The sequence below is a fragment of the Micromonospora sp. NPDC047670 genome, assembly GCF_043204915.1.
Taxonomy (GTDB): Bacteria; Actinomycetota; Actinomycetes; order Mycobacteriales; family Micromonosporaceae; genus Micromonospora.
In genome coordinates this window covers 451,890-468,289 of sequence record NZ_JBIDDA010000001.1, presented here as the reverse complement: position 1 = coordinate 468,289, position 16,400 = coordinate 451,890, and the positions used below count along the sequence as shown (strand labels likewise).

The following is a 16,400-nucleotide window of genomic DNA, read 5'->3' as shown; positions in this document are numbered from 1 at the left end:
GCGGGCCAGGCTGGCACACCATGCCGCCTGGCCACACGGCGTCGGGGCCAGGCCGGGAAACCGCCCACCCCGCTGCGGGCCAGCTCCGCCTCGAACGGCGCTCGGCCCGGCCGCCTCACCCGCCCGCCTAAAGCGTCGGGGCGACCACCGACAACTCCAGGGCGGCGGGCATCGGCGCGACGCCCGGCCCGCCGGCGCGCACCCAGGCGGCGATGTCGTCGAGCACCGAGTCGTGCAGGACCAGGCCGAACCAGACCGGCCGCGCACCGGCGCGCCGCGCCGCCGACGCGGGGTGGACGACGACCAGGTTGGACTGCGCGCAGAGGTCGAGGCACGCGCTGACCCGTACCCGGTGGGGCGCCGGCAGCGCGGCGCGCAGTCGTCGCAGTTGTGCGTCGTGGTCGACGGCGGGGTGCTTGCGAGCACTGCCGCAGCAGCAGTCCCGGCACACGGTGACCAGGCAGCCCGGCGCGGCGGTCATGGCGGACTCCTTCGTTCCCGGTCGCGACGACGGCACGTGCTGGTCACGACGCGGGCGGGTGGTAGGTGATGGTGGGCCGTCCGGTCGTCGGGTGCGTCGCGACGTCGGCGTGGACGTCGTACACGTCGGCGAGCAGCCGCAGGGTGAGGACCTCGGCGGGCGGGCCGGCGGCGACGACCCGCCCGGCGGCCAGGACGACCACCGTGTCGCAGAACATGGCGGCGAGGTTGAGGTCGTGCAGCGCGGCCAGCGTGGTGACCCCGGACCGGCGGACCAGGTGCAGCAGGTGCAACTGGTGACCGATGTCGAGGTGGTTGGTGGGCTCGTCGAGCAGCAGCAGGCGCGGTTGCTGGGCGAGCGCGCGAGCCAGTTGGACCCGCTGCCGTTCGCCGCCGGAGAGGGTCTGCCAGCGGCGGTCGGCGTACCCGTCGAGGTCCACCCGGGCCAGCGCGTCGGCGGCGGCGGCGCGGTCGGCGGCGCTGTCCGACCACCGCGAGCGGCGGTGCGGGGTGCGGCCGAGCAGCACCACCTCCCCGACGGTGAGGTCCACGTCGGTGTCGGCGTGCTGGGCGAGCAGCGCGGCGCGACGGGCCAGCGCGGAGCGGGGCAGGGTGGCGACGTCGTCGCCGCCGACGGTGACGCGGCCGCTGTCCGGCGCGGCGAGCCGGGCGACGATCCGCAGCAGCGTGCTCTTGCCGCAGCCGTTGGGGCCGAGCAGCCCGACGAGGCTGCCCGTCGGCACCGCGCAGGTGACGCCGTCGAGGATCGGCCGGGCCGCGACGGCCCAGGACACTCCGGTGACGGTGAGCATCAGTCGCGCCCCTTCCGGCGGTGCAGCAGCACCACGAAGGCGGGCACCCCGAGCAGCGCGGTCAGCACGCCGACCGGCAGTTCCCGGGGCGCGAACAGGGTCCGCGCGGCGGTGTCCACCCAGATCAGGAAAATCGCGCCGGCGAGGACGACGGCGGGCAGCAGGCGCCGGTGGTCCGGGCCGGTGAGGAACCGGGCGGCGTGCGGCAGGATCAGCCCGACGAAACCCACCGCGCCACTGACGGCGACCAGCACCGCGGTGAGCAGCGCGGCGCCGACCAGCAGCAGCCAGCGGACCCGGGTGACGGACACGCCGAGGGTCGACGCCGCGTCCTCGCCGAAGGCGAAGGCGTTGAGCGCGCGGGCGTGTGCCGCCACGAGGGTGAGCACTGCGACCAGGACCGGCCCGGCCCAGGCCAGGGCGGTCCAGTCGACGCGGGCCAGCGATCCGGAGAGCCAGAAGGTGATGCTCTGGGTGGCGTGCGGGTCCGCGACCCAGATGATGACGAACGACGTCGCCGCCCCGCACAGCTGCGCGACGGCGACCCCGGCCAGCACCACCCTGGCGGGTGCCAGCGCGGCCCGCCGGCCGGCCACCCCCGCCACGACGGCGAACGCGGCCAGCGCCCCGGCGAAGGCACCACCGGTGAGCGTGGCGACCCCACCACCGACGCCGAGCACCAGCACCGCGACCGCCCCGAGCGACGCCCCGGAGGAAACCCCGAGCAGGTACGGGTCGGCCAACGGGTTACGGGTGACGGTCTGCATCACCGCCCCGGCGGCCGCCAGCCCGGCCCCCACCACGGCGGCGCCGAGCACCCGGGGCAGGCGCAGCCGCCAGACGACGTGTTCGCGCAGCAGCGGCACGTCGACGTCGGCCAGGCCCAGGCGGTCGGCCACGACCGCCCAGACCGTCGACACAGGAATGTCGGCCGGCCCGACGGTGACGGCCGTGCCGATCGACACGACCAGACCCGCCAACAGCGCGACCAGCAGCGCGACCGTCCCGGCCGGGCGGGCACGCCGGGAGGCGACGGCGCCGACGGCTGCCGCGGCGGTGCGGCGGGCCACGGCGGTCAGCGGCCCGCGCGGGCGGGCAGCCGCGCCACTCCCGCGACGAGCGCCTCGATGCCCAGCACCGCCCGCACCCCGGCGGTGGTGGACGAGAACGGGATGACGACGAACCGTTGCCCCGCCACCGCGGGCAGCTCCCGGAGAGTGGCGTGCCGGGCCAGGAACGCCCTCTTCGCGGCGGCCGGGTCCCAGGCCGCGTCGACCAGCACGATCGCGTCGGGGTTGCGGGCGATGACGCTCTCCCAGCTGGTGTCGGCCCAGGCGCCGGCGAGGTCGTCGAACGCGTTGCCGACCCCGACCGCCGACATGATCATGTTGGGACCGCCGCAGCAGGCGCCCACGCTCGGCGCGTCGGTGCGGGCGTCCCACCAGAGGAGGGAGACGTCCCATGCGCCGCCGAGGCTCGCGGCAGCGGCGGCGATCCGGGCCCGATGGTCGGCGACGAGCTTCTCGGCCCGCTCGGGGACCCCGAAGACGGCGGCGATGTCGCGGATCTCGGCGAACACGTCCTCGACCGTCAGTCTCGCCGGCCGGTGCTGCCCCGGGCACCCGGCGGGTGAGAGGTAGGTGCCGATGCCGAGCGCCGCCAGCGCCGCGCGGTCACCGACACCCTCGTCGCCGAAGGCGCTGTGGAACGACGCGTAGACGAAGTCCGGTGCCGCCTCCAGCAGGGTCTCCTTCCCCGGATACTCCTCGGACAGCACCGGCACCGAGGCGTACGCGGCGGTGTGCTCGGGCAGGATCGCGTCGTCGAGGTACGCCGTGCCGGCCAGGCGGTCGGCCAGCCCGAGCGCCAGCATGATCTCGGTGGCGGCCTGGTTCAGGGTCACCGCCCGCCGGGGTGGTCCGACGACGCCGACCGGCGTACCGCAGTTGGTCAGGGTGACCGACGCGGCCGAGGCCGGGGAGTTCGTGGCGGGGTCGTCCGCTGCGCAGCCGCCGGTCAGGACGAGCAGGACGGACAGGGGCGCGGCAACGCGCCGGGACAGGGTGGACCGCAGAGCGCGCACGCGCATCGGGACCGCCTTCCAGCACCTCGTGGACGGGTCATCGCAGTGCCGTGGCCGGTCTCCTGGCTGACGGGAGGTGCGTCCGTGGCCGGCCTTCCCAGGCGTGCAACGCCCAGTGACCTCTGACGACGAGGGCCGCGGACTTCCCGATCACAGTGGCGAGGGCCGCACCGGTCTTCCACCGGCTTCCCGAAACACCACGGCAGCGTCACCCTAGCCCGCGCCCGGCGCGGCCGTCACGGGTGACAGATGCCATAGGTGCGGGGCCGTATTACCACTGTGGACGGTCGCGGCCACGCGGCGCCTGGTAGGTGCCGCCCGGCGCGATGTTCGGTGGCGGGCAGCGGCGCGTCCGGGCGCCGAACTGGCCGGGCGGACGGGCGGCGGAACGGCCGGGGCGGCGGGCGGCATCCGGCACGCCGCATCCGGCCTGCGACGTGCGACGGACTGGCTGGCTGGCCGGGCGGCGGGCGGCGTTCAGGCTCCCGGCGGGGGCGGGAGGTCGACCACCCGGGTCGCCCAGCGGGCCATCAGGGCCGGGTCGTGCGTGATGAGCAGGACGCCGGCGCCGTGCTCTCGCTGGTAGTCGGTGATGACGGCGGCCAGGTGGGCCTGGGTGGAGGCATCGAGCATGGCGGTGGCCTCGTCGCAGAGCAGGTAGGCCGGCCGGTGCACGAGCGCCCGGGCCAGGCAGGCCCGTTGCAACTGCCCGTCGCTGACCGCGTGCGGGCGGCGGGCGAGCAGGTCCGGGGTGAGGCCGACGAGGTCCGCCAGCTCCACCGCCCGGGCCCGGGCCCGCTCCGCCGGTACGCCGGTGGCACGCAGCGGTTCCGCGACGACGTCGGCGAGGCTGAGGCGCGGGTCGGTGGCGGCGCGGGGGCTCTGGAACAGGATCGCGACCCGGGTGCGGACGGCGGCCGGCAGCCGGTGGCGGACGCCGGCGACCCGGTGGCCGTCGAGGGTGACGTGCCCGGCGTCGGGGGCGTGCAGCAGGGCGAGGACCCGGGCCAGGGTCGACTTACCGCTGCCCGAGGGCCCGTGCAGCCCGACCGTCTCGCCGGGGGCGACGTGCAGGTCGACGCGGTCGAGGACGCGCTGCCGGCCGTACGCGACGGTGACCTGATGGGCGGCGAGCCCCGTGCCGGTCGTGGCCGGTGCGGCGCTCCGGCCGCCGGCCGTGGCCGCGGTCATGCCGACACTCCGACGGGCAGCGGGTGGTGGCAGGCGACGTGGCCCGCGTCGTCCGGCCTCGGGGCGGGCGGTGTGCCGCAGGCGTCGGTGGCCCGGTCGCAGCGCGGGGCGAAGGCGCAGCCGGCGGGCAGGTCGGTGAGCATGGGCGGGTGGCCGGGCACGGGGCGGAACGCCCGCTCGGGCAGGGCGTCGAGCAGGCCCGCGGTGTAGGGGTGCGCGGGCGTCTCGAACAGCGCCCCGGTGGGTCGCCGCTCGACGATCCGGCTGGCGTACATCACGGCGACGGTGTCGGCGACCCGGCGGGCGGCGGCCAGGTCGTGGGTGATGAGCAGGACGGCGGCGCCGGCGTCGCAGCGGCGGCGCAGCAGGTCGAGGGTGTGGTCGACCAGGGGCCGGTCGAGGCCGGTGGTGGGTTCGTCGGCGAGCAGCAGCGGCGGGTCGGGGGCGAGGGCGAGGGCGGTGGCCAGGCGCTGCGCCATGCCGCCGGACAGCTCGTGGGGGTAGCGGTCGAGGTCGGCGGGGTCGAGGCCGACGTCGGCGGCGAGCCGGTCGGCGACCACGGGCGCGTCGCGCCGGGCGTGCCCGTGGGCGCGCAGGGTCTCTTCCAGCAGCCGCCGGCCGGTGCGTACGGGGGTCAGCGCGGTGGCGGGGCTCTGCGGCACCAGCCCGACGGCGCGGCCGCGTACGGCGCGGGCGAGGTGGCGCTCGGTGCAGCCGATCAGGTCGACCTGCTCCCCGCCGGGCGGGCGCAGCCGGGCGTGGCCCGTGACGGTGGCATTGCCGGGGAGCAGGCCGAGCAGGGCGTGGGCGAGCACCGACTTGCCGCAGCCGGACTCCCCCACCACGGCCAGGAGTTCGCCCGGGTGGACGGTCAGGCGCAGGTCGGTGACGGCCTGCACCACGGCGTCGCGGAGTTGGAAGCGGACGGTCAGCCCGTCGACGTCCAGCAGGGCCGGGCGTGGGCCGGACGTGGGGCCGGCGGTCGCGGCGGCGAGGTGCTCGCGGGTGGTGGTCACAGGTTCAGCTCCGCTCGTACGCGCGGGTCGAGGCGGTCGCGCCACCGGCCGGTGAGGGTGGCCAGGGCCAGCGTGACGACGACGAGCAGCAGGCCGGGCACGAGGCTGGCCCACCAGGCGCCGGTGAGCAGGGACCGCTGCCCATCGCTGATCATGTTGCCGGTCGAGGCCAGGTGCGGGGGCAGGCCGAGGCCGAGGAAGGACAGGGCGGTCTCGTGCCAGACGGCGTGCGGCACCATCAGCGTGGTCGCCAGGGCCAGCCGGGGCAGCACGTGCGGGAGCAGGTGCCGGGTGATCACCCGGGCGCGGCCGGCGCCGCCGGAGATCGCGGCGTCGACGAACGGCCGGGTGCGGAGGCTGAGCAGCTCCGACCTGACGATGCGGGCGGTGGAGAGCCAGTGCGTCAGCCCGATCGACAGGATCACCGCGCCCAGGCTCGGGCGCAGCATCGCGACGATGAAGATGCCCAGCAGCAGGTGCGGCAGCGCCGCGATCGTGTCGACCACCCGCATCAGCGCCCGGTCGACCCGGCCGCCGAGGGTGCCGGCCACCGCCCCGACGAGGCCGCCGATCACGGTGGCCACCAGCGCGGCGACCGCGCCGACGAGCAGGGAGACCCGCAGGCCGTAGAGGCTGCGGTGGGCCACGTCGCGGCCCAGGTCGTCGGTGCCGGCGGGGTGCGCGGGTGACGGTGCGAGCCGGGTACGGGCCAGGTCCACCGCGCTCTCGTCAAGCGGCCAGAGGGCGGGAGCGAGCAGGCAGGCGGCGACCGCGCCGACGAGCACGGCGGACGCGACGGCGGCACCGGCCCGGCCGGTACGCCGCCTCGGCCGCCGGACGCGGGCGGGCAGGGCGAGGTCAGTCATCGAGGCGTACCCGGGGATCGGCGGCGGCGTAGGCGAGGTCGGTGGCCAGGTTCGCGGCCAGCACCACGACGGTGGTGGCCAGGGTGGTCGCGGCCAGCAGCGGGAAGTCGCTGCCCAACGCGGCCTGCACCGTCACCGCGCCGAGGCCGGGCAGGGAGAACACGGTCTCCACCAGGACGGCGCCCCCGATCAGCTCCGGCAGGTGGGTGCCGACGAGGGTGAGGAACGGCAGCAGCGCGGTACGCAGGGCGTGGCCGAACAGGACGGTGCGGCCGGGCAGGCCCCGGGCCCGGGCGGCGAGGACGTGGTCGTCGCGGAGGCTCTCGGCGACGGCGTCGCGGATGAACAGGACGAACCACGGCGCCTGGGCGACCGCCAGCACCGCCACCGGTAGGACGAGGTGCCGGGCCACGTCGGCCGGGTCGGTGGTGGTGGCGGTGACGTCGGTCAGCCCGCCGGCCGGCAGCCAGCCCAGGGTGAGGGCGAACAGGGCGATCGCGGCCAGCCCCAGCCAGAACACCGGCATCGACTGCACCGCGTACGCGCCGGCGCGCAGCGCCCGGTCGAACCAGCCGCCACGCCGGTACGCGGCCAGGGTGCCCAGCAACAGGCTGGCCACGAGGACGAGGGCGAGGGCCGCGCCGACGAGCAGCAGGGTCCAGCCGGCGCGGGCGGCCAGCACGGAGGTGACCGGCTCGTGCCGGCTGGTCGACCAGCCCAGGTCGCCGCGGAGCAGGTTGCCCACCCAGCGCAGGTACTGCACCGGCAGCGGGTCGTCGACCCCCCAGTTGGCGCGGATCTGCGCCAGGTTCTCCTCGCTGGTGGTGAACGCCGCCGCGCCCGCGTACTGGTGGGCGGGGTCGATCGGCGAGGCCGCGCCGAGGGCGAACATGCCGACGCTGGTGGCGGCGAGGATGGGCACGGCCACCAGCAGCCGGCGGCCGACCACCGTCCCGGCTCCCGCCAGCCGTCGGCGGCGGCCGGCGGGGGTGGCCGGGGCGGGCGCGGTCACTGCCTGGTCCAGGTGTGGATGTTCCACCAGAGGCTGTTGGCCACGTCGTGCTCGTGCGGCTCCACCCGCGGCGTCACGCCGGCGACGCCGTCGCGCACGACGTACGTGTGCTGGAGGTAGGTGAGGAACACCCACGGCAGGTCGGCGGCCAACTGCTTCTGGAAGGTGGCGTACGCGGCCCTGCGGGCGGCCGGGTCGGCGTTGTCACGACCGTCCTGCAACGCCTTGTCCACGACGGCGGAGCGGTAGCTGCCGGGGTTGAAGAAGCCCTGGCCGGCGAAGGCGGAGCCGAAGAGCTTGTAGGAGACGAAGTCCGGGTCGTACGGCGTGCCGTAGCCCATGACCACGGCGTCGCTCTTCATCCGGGGGGTGATCGCGTCCCAGGTCAGCCCCTCCGGGGTGACCTTGATGCCGACCTTCTTCGCGTCGGCGGTCACCGCGAGGGCGAGTTCCTTGCGCAGGCTGTCGGTGGCCGGGTACATCAGCGCGAACGCGGCCGGCCGGCCGTCCTTCGCGCGGATGCCGTCGGGGCCGGGCTTCCAGCCGGCGGCGTCGAGGGCGGCGGTCGCCGCGGCCTGGTCGGCGGTGGGCTTGCCGGCGATCGACGGCTCGGCGAACTCCGACGACGGCGGGACCGGCCCGAACGCCGGCTCGCCGGCGCCGCCGAGCAGGCCGGCGACCATCGCGGCCCGGTCCACCGCGGCGTTGAGCGCCCGCCGCACCGCCGGGTCGCCGGTGACCGGGTTGCCCATCGGCAGCATCACGCCCCGGTAGTCGGCGGTGGGCACCCGCTGCACGCGGTAGCCGGCCAGCCCGTCGAAGCCGGCGGCGAGCTTGGGCGCCAGCTCCGCCGCGTCGAACTCCCCCGCCCGCATCCGCTGCGCGCGCACGTTGTCGTCGGCGACGAACGCCACCACCACGCCGGAGTTGGCGGGCCGGCCACCCCAGTACTTCTCGTTGGCCGCGAGCACGAGCCGGTCGCCCGGGGTCCACGACGTCACCCGGTACGGGCCGGTGCCCACCGGCCTGCGGTTGAACTCGGCCTTGTTGACGTCCTGACCGGCCAGCGCCTTCGCCGGCACGATGCCCAGCGTCAGCCGCTGGAGGAACGGCGCGTAGGCGTACCTCAGGGTGAACACCACCGTCGACGGGTCCGGCGCGGTGACCGAGGCGAGCATGTCCAGGTCGGAGCGGAGCGTCGAGTCGACCTTCGGGTCCAGTACCGCCTGGTAGGTGAAGACCACGTCCTGGGCGGTCAGCGGACTGCCGTCGTGGAAGAGCACCCCGTCGCGCAGCTTCACGGTGACGGTCCTCCCGTCCGCCGACACGGCCGGCAGCTCCCGCGCCAGCGCCGGCACCAACTGGTTGCGCGCGTCGCGTCCGACCAGCCCGTCGAAGATCAGCGAGCCGCCGTCGACCCCGTAGTTGAGCACCGGGTTCAGCGTGTCCGGCTCCCCCGCCGTCGCCACCACGAGGGTGCCGGCGGCCCCCGTGCCCGCCGACGTGCTGGTCGGGGACGTGCAGCCGGCCGCGGCCAGGACGGCGCCGACGGCCATCGCCGTCACACGCACGGACAGAGGCGTACCCATCACATGCTCCCGGGTCTGTTCGTCGCACGACCACCCGGCGCCGCCGGGACGGGGGTCGTGAGGTGGGTCGGCCGGGACCGCAGCCGGTGGCGTGCGGAGTGGCCGGCGGCGGACGGAATCGGCTCCGCGCGGCGGGAACGGCTCCCGCCACGCGGTCATGATCTTCCGCCGCTGATGCCAGCATTACGCAATTGCCAGACTTATGCAAGAAGCGACCCGGGGCGGCCGGCGGCGGCCCTCCCGCTTCTCGTGGAGGCCGCCGCCGGTCGTCCGCCGGGTCGCCGGGCGGGCGTCGAGGGCGGGTCAGCCGATGGGCAGCGCCGTCACCCAGTCCTGCCAGGCCCGCTCGGCCCGGGCCGGATCCTGGTCGGCGAAGACGTGGTGGCCGAGGACCAGCGCGTCGCCACGCTCGGCCCCCGAGTAGAGGAACCGGTAGAGCGCGTCGGAGGTGCGGACACCGACGTACGTCGGGAGGCCGGCGAGGTCGACGACGCCCTCGATCGGCGGCAGGCCGTCGACGGCGAGCCGGACCTGCTGGCCCTCGGCGACCGGGCCGGTGATGCCGAGGGCCCGGGTCACCGCCGTCCACACCTTGTCGGGGCCCCCGGCGCCGGGACGGAACGCCGAGACCGGAGTGGCGGTCCGGCCGGGGAAGTGCGCGAGGTAGGCGGCCAACGTCCCCAGGTACATGTCCCAGCCGACCTTCATCGCCTCGTACTCGGTCTCCCAGTTGTCCCCGAGGACGCCGCTCTGGACGAGCCGCAGCACAGTGCTGCCCTGGTCACGACCCTCGATGAGGTATTCCATGGCCATGAAGGTGCCGTCCGGCCCCGGGTCGGTGCGGTCCGCGAACCGCTTCCCAGGCTCCCAGGCGGTGATCGTCGCCTCCTCGACGTGGCCCGCCATGGTCAGGCGGGTCCGCCCACCCTCACCGGGCTCGACCTCGCTGCGGCCCATGAACCAGGAGTCGATGCCCGGGCCGGTGGCGATGGCCTCCCAGACCTGCTCGGGGGTGGCGGCCAGCTCGACGTCCTTGCGCAGCTCGAAGCGGTGTCCCATGTCAGTGCCCTTCGGTCGGGGTGTCGGTGTCGGTGTCGGGTGCGGTCCGGACCGGCTCGGCGCTGGGGTGCAGGGCGAGCACGACGCGGTGGTCGCGGCCACCGGGGGTGGTCTCGTCGTGGTACTTGGCGGCGAGGGCGGTGATGGTGGTGGCGAGTTCGTCGGCGAAGGCGGCGCGGTCGCGGGCGGTGGCGAAGCGGACGGTGGCGTCGACGGCGAAGGTGGCGAGGCGTTTGTTGGTGCGCTCGGCGCCGGTGATGAGGGCGCCGACGTCCTGGACGAGGCGGGCGGCGAGGGCGAGCAGCCATCGTGCGGAGAGCCGGTCGGGGGTGTGGGAGGGGTCGGGTCGTACGGCGGCGAGGGCGAGCGGTGAGATGACGTAGGAGGCGGCGGTGGCGCGCATGACGCGTTCGGTGACGTTGCCCTTGCGGCGCTCCTCGACGAGCTCGATGAGGCCGTGTTGTTCGAGTGCCCGCAGGTGGTAGTTGACCTTTTGTCGGGGCAGGCCGACGCGGGCGGCGAGCATGGTCGCCGAGGCGGGCTCGGCGAGGGCGGCGAGCAGCCGGGCCCGGGTGGGGTCCAGCGACGCCTCGGCGGCCGCCGGGTCCTCGATCACTGCGATGTCGAACATGTCCCGACCCTGCCACCGACAACTCTTCCTGTCAAGACAGAATTACTCGTCGGCTAGGGGTCGTGCGGCCACGTCCCGGGAGCTTGTCGGCGCGAGGAAAGCCGGGCGCGGACGCCGGAAGGTCGGGCGCGGACGCCGGAAGGTCGGGCGCGGACGCCGGAAGGTCGGGCGCGGACGCCGGGAGCCCTGGCCGGCCGGGGGCAGGCAGCCGCGCGTCAGGGGCCGGTCGGCGGGCAGAGGAGCCGCTCGACCAGGGGCAACCGCAGGATGTCCAGGCAGAGGCCGACCGTGGAGGGCTCCGGCGAGGGCGGCGCACTGGTCGGGGCCGGGGCGACCGGCGCGGGAGGAGCAGTGGTCGGGGCCGGGCCGGCGGGCGGCGCCATGGTCGGCGCCGGGGCGGGCGGCGACGGACGGGACGCCGGATGCGTCGCCGGGGCGGCCGGTGGGACGGGGCCGCCGGAGCCGACCGCCTCCTCGCGTACGACCGGTACCCGCACGCCCGCGGCGACGCGGGTACGGGGAACGGCCGTCGCGCCCGGCCCGACCGCACCCTCGTCCGGCACCGCCGGCTCCCCGGCAGTGGTCGCGGCGGTGCCGCCGACGGCGGCCGGCGCGGGCGTGGCGGCGGCGACGCGCCCGGCGCCCCCGTCCGCCCGGTACGGCGGGCCGCCCCGCTCCGCCCCGAAGGTGCCGGTCAGCATCGCGTACGCCAGCGTGGCGACGGCGGCCGCGAGCGCCGTCCGGCGATCAGGCCGCAGCGCGGTCAGCGGGGCCTGGGCCGGCACCGCCGCCGGCGGCGGGACCGGCCGGGCGCGCTGGTGCGCGGCCAGCAGGGCGTCGAGCTGCGCGGCGACGGCGGCGCGTTCCCCGCTGGCGGCGGCGAGGGCCAGCGTGAGATAGAAGCGGAAGTTCACCGTGGCGGTGGCCGGCACCCGCAGCCCGGCGAGCCGACCGCCGTCGCCGGTGTGCAGCAGGGTGACCGGGACGTCGGGGTGGTGCGCGGCCCCGAGCATGTCCGCGTACGCCCACTCGCGCCGTGCCGCGTGCCCGGCGAACGCCACCCGGCGGTTGGTCACGACGGCCAGGCCGGCGTCGACGAGCCGCAGCCCTTTCGGCAGGGCGCGCCGGGACGCCACGACCTCGGCCGTGGCGACGGCGAGCCCGGGCGGCGGCAGCCCGGGCACGTGCCGGGCCTCGGCCTCGACCAACTCCGCGGCCGGCAGCACCCGGAAGACGACCTCGTCGTCGCCGAGGTCGACCGGCAGGCCGGCACGCGGCTGGACGCACCCGAGGAACCCGGCGGCCTCGATCCGCAGCCGGATCAGGTGGTCGTTACGCCGGTGCCAGGCGTCGACGTCGGCGTCGTACGCGCGCGACCGCCGCCCGCCCTCACGCTCCGCCCATCTGGTCCGCCAGCCCGGACACGCCGTCGCCGAGCTCATGATGCTGGTGCGTGGTTCCACCGTCACGTCCGGTACAACCGCCCGCCAGCGGCCCAGGACACGCACGACGATCGATACTTCCCAATTGTTCCGATAGTGGGATTGATCCTGCCGCGACCTCAGGCTGTTCGCCACACCGCCGGTGTTCGGGTCGGCGACGGCCGCCGAGCGCGTGCGCCGGCGTGCCGCGCGGCACACACGACCCGCTGCGCCGAGCAACCGCCCGGCTTGAGCCGGGGGGAGATCGGGTACCACGTCCCCATGGGCCGACTCAGCAGCTCCCCACCTCCGCCGCAGGCCGTTGAGCTGCGGCGTTGGACGTTGTCCGAGGCGGTGCACCTGCGCGGCCTGCGCGCCTCCCTGCACGAGGAGCTGACCGGCGACGTGCTCGGCGAGGGCGAGGCCCTGGCGGAGGTCCCCGAGCTCATCGCCCTGATCGCCACGGAACTCGCCACGAACGCCCTGCGGTACGGGATCCCGCCGACCATCGTCCGGCTGCTCGCCACCGAGGACTGCCTCATCCTCGACGTCGCCGACCACGACCTCGGCTCGCTGCCGGAGGTCGCCGACACCCGCCCCGCCGGCGCGGGCGGGCGTGGCCTGCAACTCGCCCGCGCCCTCTCCCTCGACGTCGGCTGGTACGCGACCGACAGCACCAAGAACATCTGGGCGTCCTTCCCACGTACGGCGCGACTGACCGGCACCCGGCCCGCCTGACCCGCGTACCGACGGCCGACCGCCCCGCCCCGCCCCGATCAGGATCGCCGGGCAGGAGCGACGTCGACGCGCCGGTCGCCGGCCCCGGGCGCCAGGAACGCGAGCAGGTCCGTCGCCTCGGCGACGAGCGCGTCGACGTCGGCCGAGGGCAGCGGACGGTACGGCCGCACGGTCAGCGTCGCCCCGTCCCGGCGGCGGTCCAACCGCCAGTCGCCGGCGGCGAACCCGTCGACGAGCACCAGTTGCGGCACCGGCCCGTGCGGGTCGTACCGCTGGTCGCGGTGCTCCGAGGTGAGCACCCGGCTGCGGTCGACGTACGACACCAGCAGGTTGTCGAAGTCGTAGAGGAAGCGGGGTGGCACCGGGGTGTCCGGATCGGGGCGCTCGGCGTCGGGCAGGTCGAACAGCTCCCGCCCCCGCTCGTCGGTGAAGGTCGTCAGCTCCGGGCGGAGCCCGTCGACCACCTCGCCCAGCCGGGTGAGCCCGCACCAGCGCTGCAGGTCGGCGACGGTGGCCGGGCCGAACCCGGCGAGGTACCGGAGCACGAGGTCGCGCAGGGTCGCCGCGGCCGGCGCGCCGGGGCCGAGCCACGCCTGGGCGGTGGTGTGCGCGATGGGGCCGCTGCGCCCCCACAGCCCCCGCGGCGGCACCTGCACCAGCGGCACCTGGGTGCGCACGGCGTACGCCAGGGTCGCCGGCGGCAGGTCGGGCCACCGCGCCGCGAGCCGCGCGCCCAACTCCCGGTTGGTCAGCGGGCGCTCGGCGAGGATCTCCCGGCCGGCCGCGGCCAGGGCCGGCACGTCGACGCCCGCGACGGGACGGCCGTGGATGCTGTTGTGGAACAGGTCCCGGTCCAACGCCGGCTGCACGAGCGGGCGCAGGGCCCATGCGTCCCCGGCGGCGACGAGGTGCAGGGTGGAGCGCATCAGCGCCATCCGGACGAGCCGCCGCTTCACGAGCAACTCCGCCACGGTCTCGGGACGGAAGCCGGCGAGCCGGCTCCAGAGCCCGACGTACCAGGTGTGCGGCGTCTGGGCCTGGAGGCCGACGAGACGGGCCACCGCGTCGGCCACCGGCAGGTCGTGGCGGCGCAGCAGGAGTTGCCGGGCGAGGGTGGCGCGGTTGAGCCGGCGGCGGTCCAGCACGGGGATCATGGCGTCCTCTCTTCGGAGGGGCCGGCCGAACCGGACCGGCCCGGGATCGCGCCGGCGCACGGCGCGGGAGCCGCGTCAGCGCACGGCGCGGAAGAACTGGCGCATGTCCGCGACCAGCAGATCCGGGGCGTCGTGGGCGGCGAAGTGGCTGCCTCGGTCGTACGAATTCCAGGAGACGATGTTCTGGTGGTCGCGCTCGGCCAACGGGCGGATGGACTGGTAGTCCCAGGCGAAGTTGGCCAACCCCAGCGGCACGGTGGTCGGTTCCAGCGGCTCGGTGCCCCGGCCGTTGGACACGTGCCGGGGGTGCACGGCCGCGGCGTCCTCGTAGTAGAAGCGGGCCGAGGAGGCACCGGTGTTGGTCAGCCAGTAGATCATCGCGTTGGTCAGCACGAACTCCGGGTCGAGGAACTCGCCCAGGAGCTGGGCGCTCCAGCCGAGCTGCCCGGCCGGGGAGTCCGCCAGCGCGTGCGCGAGATTCTGCGGCTCGGTGGACTGGAGCTTGTCGTACGCGCCCCGGTTGTCGACGAACCACTCGGCGAACGCCAGCTTGCCCCGGTCCGCCTCGGAGAGACCGGCGTGTTCCTCCGGGTCGCCGGAGGGAAAGGCGAAGACCTGGGTGACGTGTACGCCGATCACGCGCTCCGGGTCAACCCGCCCCACCTCCGGCGAGATGAGCGACCCGCCGTCGTTGCCCGCGGCGCCGTAGCGGTCGTAGCCGAGCCGGCGCATCAGCTCGGCCCAGGCGCGGGCCACCCGGAACCGGTTCCAGCCCCGCTCGCGGGTCGGGCCGGAGAAGCCGAAGCCGGGTATCGACGGGATCACCAGGTGGAACGCGTCGGCCGGGTGGCCGCCGTGGGCGCGCGGGTCGGTCAGCGGGCCGATCACGTCCAGCCACTCGACGGGGGTGGTGGGCCACCCGTGGGTGAGGACCAGCGGGGTGGCGTCCGGCTCGGGCGAGCGGACGTGCAGGAAGTGAACGTTCTGCCCGTCGATCTCGGTCGTGAACTGCGGGTACGCGTTCAGCTTCGACTCCCAGGCCCGCCAGTCGTACGCCGTCCGCCAGTGCTCGACCAGGCGCTGGACGTAGCCGACCGGCACCCCGTACTCCCAGCCGGGCGGGATCGGGCCGGCCGGGGCGGCGTCCGGCTCGGCGGGCAGTTCGTCCGCCCACCGGGTGCGGGCCAGGCGGTCGTACAGGTCGTCGAGGTCGGCCTGCGGAACGTCGATGCGGAACGGGGCGATCGTGGTGTTGTCTGCCATGCCCACGAACCTAGGGGGCAATTAGGAAGACTCCGTTCCTAATGCCCTGGCAGACTTCAGGAATGTTGGAAACCTCGGCGCGGCTGCTGCGCCTGCTGTCGCTGTTGCAGACCCCGCGCGAGTGGACCGGCACCGAGCTGGCCGACCGGCTGGCGGTCAGCACCCGGACCGTCCGCAACGACGTGGAGCGGCTGCGCACCCTCGGCTATCCCGTGCACGCGACCCGGGGCGCGGTCGGGGGCTATCGGCTGGGCGCCGGCGCGGCCCTGCCGCCCCTGCTGCTCGACGACGAGGAGGCGGTGGCCGTCGCCGTCGGCCTGCGTACGGCCGCCGGCGGAACCGTCGCCGGGGTGGAGGAGACCTCGCTTCGGGCGTTGGCCAAGCTCGAACAGGTGCTGCCCGCCCGACTGCGGCGGCGGGTCAACGCCCTGCACAGCTACACGGTGCGGGTGCCGCACGACGAGCCGGGGCCGCGCGTGGACGCCGACACCCTCACCGTCATCTCCGCCGCCTGCCGCGACCGGGAGCGGCTGCGCTTCGACTACGCCCGGCACGACGGGACCACCGGCCGGCGCGACGTCGAGCCGTACCGGCTGGTCAACTGGGGACGCCGCTGGTATCTGGTCGCCTACGACCCGGAGCGGGCCGACTGGCGCACCTTCCGGGTGGATCGGATCGGCACACCCGCCCCCGCCGGTCTGCGCTTCCCGCCGCGCGAGCCGCCCGAGGACGTCGTCGACCGGGTCCGGCGCGGGGTGTCGTCGGCGGCCTGGCGGCACCGCGCCCGGATCACCGTGCACGCCCCGGCGGAGGTGGTCGCCGAGCGGATCAACCCCGCCGTCGGCACCGTCGAGGCGGTGGACCCCCGCACCTGCGTGCTGCACACCGGCGCGGACCGGCTGGAGAGCGTCGCCGTCTGGGTCGGCCTGCTCGGCGTGGACTTCACCGTCGAGGACCAGCCCGAGCTCGCCGAACTGCTGCGCACCCTCGGCGAGCGCTACCTGCGGGCCGCCCCGGCACCCGGACCGGCGGCACCGGCAACGCAGGGGGCGCGCCGCGAGACGCCACCCCGGTGAAGGGCCCGG

General features: G+C 75.7%; 16 protein-coding genes and 1 riboswitch. Of the genes, 2 read left to right on the top strand and 14 right to left on the bottom strand.

Annotated features, from left to right (window positions below; genetic code table 11):
- Positions 1 to 127: 127 nt before the first annotated feature.
- The 12 genes from ACGF7U_RS02205 to ACGF7U_RS02150 form a co-directional block, all read right to left on the bottom strand.
- On the bottom strand, positions 128 to 481 hold the full coding sequence (locus tag ACGF7U_RS02205; RefSeq protein ID WP_393102242.1) for a hypothetical protein: 354 nt from the start codon (positions 479 to 481) through the stop codon (positions 128 to 130).
- A 43-nt stretch (positions 482 to 524) separates the two neighbouring features.
- Entirely contained in the window at positions 525 to 1,292 is a 768-nt protein-coding gene (locus ACGF7U_RS02200; RefSeq protein WP_393102241.1) for an ABC transporter ATP-binding protein, read from the bottom strand.
- Positions 1,292 to 2,362: a FecCD family ABC transporter permease gene (locus tag ACGF7U_RS02195; protein ID WP_393102240.1), complete on the bottom strand. Its 1,071-nt coding sequence runs from the start codon at positions 2,360 to 2,362 to the stop codon at positions 1,292 to 1,294. Before ACGF7U_RS02195 ends, ACGF7U_RS02200 begins: the two co-directional genes overlap by 1 nt.
- 5 nt (positions 2,363 to 2,367) lie before the next feature.
- Positions 2,368 to 3,381: an ABC transporter substrate-binding protein gene (locus tag ACGF7U_RS02190; protein ID WP_393102239.1), complete on the bottom strand. Its 1,014-nt coding sequence runs from the start codon at positions 3,379 to 3,381 to the stop codon at positions 2,368 to 2,370.
- Between the two features lie 28 nt (positions 3,382 to 3,409).
- Positions 3,410 to 3,592: riboswitch (cobalamin riboswitch) on the bottom strand.
- A 260-nt stretch (positions 3,593 to 3,852) separates the two neighbouring features.
- Positions 3,853 to 4,566 carry an ABC transporter ATP-binding protein gene (locus tag ACGF7U_RS02185; protein WP_393102238.1) on the bottom strand — a complete coding sequence of 238 codons (714 nt, stop codon included), beginning with the start codon at positions 4,564 to 4,566 and terminating at the stop codon, positions 3,853 to 3,855.
- Entirely contained in the window at positions 4,563 to 5,582 is a 1,020-nt protein-coding gene (locus tag ACGF7U_RS02180) for an ABC transporter ATP-binding protein (protein WP_393102237.1), read from the bottom strand. Before ACGF7U_RS02180 ends, ACGF7U_RS02185 begins: the two co-directional genes overlap by 4 nt.
- Positions 5,579 to 6,448: an ABC transporter permease gene (locus ACGF7U_RS02175; RefSeq protein ID WP_393102236.1), complete on the bottom strand. Its 870-nt coding sequence runs from the start codon at positions 6,446 to 6,448 to the stop codon at positions 5,579 to 5,581. Before ACGF7U_RS02175 ends, ACGF7U_RS02180 begins: the two co-directional genes overlap by 4 nt.
- Positions 6,441 to 7,487 carry an ABC transporter permease gene (locus ACGF7U_RS02170; protein WP_393102234.1) on the bottom strand — a complete coding sequence of 349 codons (1,047 nt, stop codon included), beginning with the start codon at positions 7,485 to 7,487 and terminating at the stop codon, positions 6,441 to 6,443. Before ACGF7U_RS02170 ends, ACGF7U_RS02175 begins: the two co-directional genes overlap by 8 nt.
- Positions 7,457 to 9,031 (bottom strand): ABC transporter substrate-binding protein, encoded by a 1,575-nt coding sequence (locus tag ACGF7U_RS02165; RefSeq protein WP_393102233.1) that lies wholly within the window; start codon positions 9,029 to 9,031, stop codon positions 7,457 to 7,459. The genes ACGF7U_RS02170 and ACGF7U_RS02165 overlap by 31 nt, the downstream gene beginning before the upstream one ends.
- Before the next feature lie 321 nt (positions 9,032 to 9,352).
- On the bottom strand, positions 9,353 to 10,108 hold the full coding sequence (locus ACGF7U_RS02160; RefSeq protein ID WP_393102232.1) for an SRPBCC domain-containing protein: 756 nt from the start codon (positions 10,106 to 10,108) through the stop codon (positions 9,353 to 9,355).
- Between the two features lies 1 nt (position 10,109).
- Entirely contained in the window at positions 10,110 to 10,739 is a 630-nt protein-coding gene (locus ACGF7U_RS02155; protein WP_393102231.1) for an ArsR/SmtB family transcription factor, read from the bottom strand.
- A gap of 215 nt (positions 10,740 to 10,954) precedes the next feature.
- Positions 10,955 to 12,202 (bottom strand): hypothetical protein, encoded by a 1,248-nt coding sequence (locus ACGF7U_RS02150; protein WP_393102230.1) that lies wholly within the window; start codon positions 12,200 to 12,202, stop codon positions 10,955 to 10,957.
- 240 nt (positions 12,203 to 12,442) lie between these two features.
- On the opposite strand from ACGF7U_RS02150, the gene ACGF7U_RS02145 reads away from it, so the two are divergent.
- Entirely contained in the window at positions 12,443 to 12,898 is a 456-nt protein-coding gene (locus ACGF7U_RS02145; RefSeq protein WP_393102229.1) for an ATP-binding protein, read from the top strand.
- 38 nt (positions 12,899 to 12,936) lie between these two features.
- Here the strand turns inward: ACGF7U_RS02145 and ACGF7U_RS02140 are convergent, their stop codons facing one another.
- Positions 12,937 to 14,052 carry a winged helix DNA-binding domain-containing protein gene (locus ACGF7U_RS02140; protein WP_393102228.1) on the bottom strand — a complete coding sequence of 372 codons (1,116 nt, stop codon included), beginning with the start codon at positions 14,050 to 14,052 and terminating at the stop codon, positions 12,937 to 12,939.
- Between the two features lie 75 nt (positions 14,053 to 14,127).
- Positions 14,128 to 15,315, bottom strand: a complete 1,188-nt coding sequence (locus ACGF7U_RS02135; protein WP_393102227.1) for an epoxide hydrolase family protein — start codon at positions 15,313 to 15,315, stop codon at positions 14,128 to 14,130.
- A 62-nt stretch (positions 15,316 to 15,377) separates the two neighbouring features.
- Between ACGF7U_RS02135 and ACGF7U_RS02130 the strand changes: the two genes are divergently transcribed.
- On the top strand, positions 15,378 to 16,391 hold the full coding sequence (locus ACGF7U_RS02130; protein ID WP_393102226.1) for a helix-turn-helix transcriptional regulator: 1,014 nt from the start codon (positions 15,378 to 15,380) through the stop codon (positions 16,389 to 16,391).
- The last annotated feature ends 9 nt before the right edge of the window (positions 16,392 to 16,400 follow it).

What these genes read in the sequence shown, in the direction of transcription:
- ACGF7U_RS02205 (WP_393102242.1), bottom strand. Translation starts at nt 481, where the DNA reads ATGACCGCCGCGCCGGGCTGCCTGGTCACCGTGTGCCGGGACTGCTGC.
- ACGF7U_RS02200 (WP_393102241.1), bottom strand. Translation starts at nt 1,292, where the DNA reads ATGCTCACCGTCACCGGAGTGTCCTGGGCCGTCGCGGCCCGGCCGATC.
- ACGF7U_RS02190 (WP_393102239.1), bottom strand. Translation starts at nt 3,381, where the DNA reads ATGCGCGTGCGCGCTCTGCGGTCCACCCTGTCCCGGCGCGTTGCCGCG.
- ACGF7U_RS02185 (WP_393102238.1), bottom strand. Translation starts at nt 4,566, where the DNA reads ATGACCGCGGCCACGGCCGGCGGCCGGAGCGCCGCACCGGCCACGACC.
- ACGF7U_RS02175 (WP_393102236.1), bottom strand. Translation starts at nt 6,448, where the DNA reads ATGACTGACCTCGCCCTGCCCGCCCGCGTCCGGCGGCCGAGGCGGCGT.
- ACGF7U_RS02160 (WP_393102232.1), bottom strand. Translation starts at nt 10,108, where the DNA reads ATGGGACACCGCTTCGAGCTGCGCAAGGACGTCGAGCTGGCCGCCACC.
- ACGF7U_RS02155 (WP_393102231.1), bottom strand. Translation starts at nt 10,739, where the DNA reads ATGTTCGACATCGCAGTGATCGAGGACCCGGCGGCCGCCGAGGCGTCG.
- ACGF7U_RS02145 (WP_393102229.1), top strand. Translation starts at nt 12,443, where the DNA reads ATGGGCCGACTCAGCAGCTCCCCACCTCCGCCGCAGGCCGTTGAGCTG.
- ACGF7U_RS02140 (WP_393102228.1), bottom strand. Translation starts at nt 14,052, where the DNA reads ATGATCCCCGTGCTGGACCGCCGCCGGCTCAACCGCGCCACCCTCGCC.
- ACGF7U_RS02135 (WP_393102227.1), bottom strand. Translation starts at nt 15,315, where the DNA reads ATGGCAGACAACACCACGATCGCCCCGTTCCGCATCGACGTTCCGCAG.
- ACGF7U_RS02130 (WP_393102226.1), top strand. Translation starts at nt 15,378, where the DNA reads ATGTTGGAAACCTCGGCGCGGCTGCTGCGCCTGCTGTCGCTGTTGCAG.